Source organism: Maribrevibacterium harenarium (genome assembly GCF_006385675.1).
Lineage (GTDB): Bacteria > Pseudomonadota > Gammaproteobacteria > Pseudomonadales > Marinomonadaceae > Marinomonas > Marinomonas harenarium.
Map to the genome: position 1 here is coordinate 1 of NZ_VFRR01000096.1, position 2527 is coordinate 2527.

At 39.8% G+C, this 2527-nt stretch carries 2 protein-coding genes; both read left to right on the forward strand.

All coding sequences use genetic code 11. The features are described 5' to 3' along the window. Positions 1-142: 142 nt before the first annotated feature. Positions 143-799 (forward strand): quinolone resistance pentapeptide repeat protein QnrVC1, encoded by a 657-nt coding sequence (locus tag FJM67_RS17175; RefSeq protein ID WP_000415714.1) that lies wholly within the window; start codon positions 143-145, stop codon positions 797-799. Positions 800-957: 158 nt separating this feature from the next. Then, the gene (gene dfrA / locus FJM67_RS17180; protein WP_032474819.1) at positions 958-1431 is read left to right on the forward strand and encodes a trimethoprim-resistant dihydrofolate reductase DfrA; all 474 of its coding nucleotides are present in this window, start codon (positions 958-960) and stop codon (positions 1429-1431) included. The last annotated feature ends 1096 nt before the right edge of the window (positions 1432-2527 follow it).

Genomic DNA, 2527 nt, shown 5'->3' on the forward strand with positions numbered 1-2527 from the left:
CTCCAAGCTGAAAGTAAACCACCTCCGCAGCCATTTATTGGTGTGGTCTACAGAGGATTATGTCTTTTTAGAGGGGAAAATCCCTAGAACCCCTTTCAGGTAAATGATAGTCTTCAAATCAAATGTTTTTTGGAGCCACAGCATGGAAAAATCAAAGCAATTATATAATCAAGTGAACTTCTCACATCAGGACTTGCAAGAACATATCTTTAGCAATTGTACTTTTATACATTGTAATTTTAAGCGCTCAAACCTCCGAGATACACAGTTCATTAACTGTACTTTCATAGAGCAGGGGGCATTGGAAGGGTGCGATTTTTCTTATGCTGATCTTCGAGATGCTTCATTTAAAAACTGTCAGCTTTCAATGTCCCATTTTAAGGGGGCAAATTGCTTTGGTATTGAACTGAGAGATTGTGATCTTAAAGGAGCAAATTTTAGTCAAGTTAGTTTTGTAAATCAGGTTTCGAATAAAATGTACTTTTGTTCTGCATACATAACAGGTTGTAACTTATCCTATGCCAATTTTGAGCAGCAGCTTATTGAAAAATGTGACCTGTTCGAAAATAGATGGATTGGTGCAAATCTTCGAGGCGCTTCATTTAAAGAATCAGATTTAAGCCGTGGTGTTTTTTCGGAAGACTGCTGGGAACAGTTTAGAGTACAAGGCTGTGATTTAAGCCATTCAGAGCTTTATGGTTTAGATCCTCGAAAGATTGATCTTACGGGTGTAAAAATATGCTCGTGGCAACAGGAACAGTTACTGGAGCAATTAGGGGTAATCATTGTTCCTGACTAAGCGCAAGATTCGGCTACGCACATAACAAACGCTTTAAGACGGATTCGCAACGTTTGGCGGTTTTAGTTTGAATTGGCTTTTGTATTTACGGTGTAATAATTGAGTGTTGTGGTAGCGTTGCTCACCACTTAAGCGGGCGTTAGCCCTCAGGAGGAAAAATGAAAATATCCATTATGGCAGCTGTTTCCGAGAATGGAGTAATTGGCTCTGGATTGGATATACCTTGGCATGTACAAGGTGAGCAGCTCCTGTTCAAAGCTATGACTTACAATCATTGGCTTTTAGTCGGTCGTAAAACTTTCGACTCAATGGGTAAACTTCCGAATAGGAAATATGCTGTGGTTACTCGTTCTGAAATGGTCTCGAATGATCCTGATGTTGTTTATTTCACAAGCGTTGAATCGGCATTAGCTTACTTAGACAATACGACAGCACATGTCTTTGTTTCTGGTGGTGGTGAAATTTACAAAGCATTAATCGAACAAGCAGATGTTATCCATCTTTCAGTGATTCATAAGCACATCTCTGGCGACGTGTTTTTCCCTTCAGTTCCACAGAGTTTCAAGCAAACATTTGAGCAAAGTTTCAGTTCAAATATTGATTACACATACCAAATTTGGGCAAAGGGCTAACAAACTGTTCAAGAGTGATTCGCAACGCGTGGCATTTTCACTATGCGTTGGTTTTAGTGGTTAAGGTGGTTTTCGGAAGCGTCGGTATTACGTTGCTCACACCTTAACAGGGCGTTATATCCATGAAGTAAAGTGCCACACGTTTTTGTGTGGCAGAGCATAAATATATAGTTAGGCTACTTTATAAACATCACCATTTTTTAGGTGGATTCGAAAGCTCCCGTTACATTGTCGACATCGTGCTGGTGATGAACCGTGCCCATTTTTGATACCTACATTAAATGTACCAGTACAACCACAACGTGGACATGAAACTACTACTTTACCGTTGTTTGCCATTTTAGTTACCTCAATCTGAACATTTGCACTTATGGTGTGTTGTTCTATTAATGGTGTCAATGACGGTTATTATCTTTGCTGCATTCAATCAGTGATATAACAAGCGTTTAAGCGAGATTCATGCCGCGTGGCATTTTTGGCATGCGGCGTTTTGGGTGGTGGGAGTGACCATAAAAAGGGAACCTAAAGATCGCTTAGGTTTGGAATACGAAACGACAGGAGACTGTCAGTTTAAGTCTTTTAAAGGAATAACCTCGAGCAGCCTTTGAGTCGCGCTATAACAAATTGTTCAAGAGTGATTCGGCACTCGTGGAGATTAGAAATCTGGTGTTCATTATTGGTTATATGTTAAATAGCCCAGAAAGTACCTCAAAACACCTTACAGAAACGTCTCAGACAATCTAAGTCCGTTTTTAAGCACTTACTATTTCCTATTGACCCATAAATCGGGCTGAAAGTTTGTGACGCTTTTCAGGCGATTTACAGGGCAAAAATCAGCAGGTTTATTTAAAACAAAAAACGCCCTCTAAGGCGTGTTTTTGTCATTTTTATTGGCAAGCTGCTTGTCGCACCATGCAATAATTTGATCTGCTTTCAATGTCATAACGCCTACAAGCATCATTCCTAAGATGGGGTTCTAGGGATTTTCCCCTCTAAAAAGACTTAATCCTCTGTAGACCACACCAATAAATGGCTGCGGAGGTGGGTTACTACTTATAAGTGTGGCAAATTAGGTAAATATCGTACATTTAATACG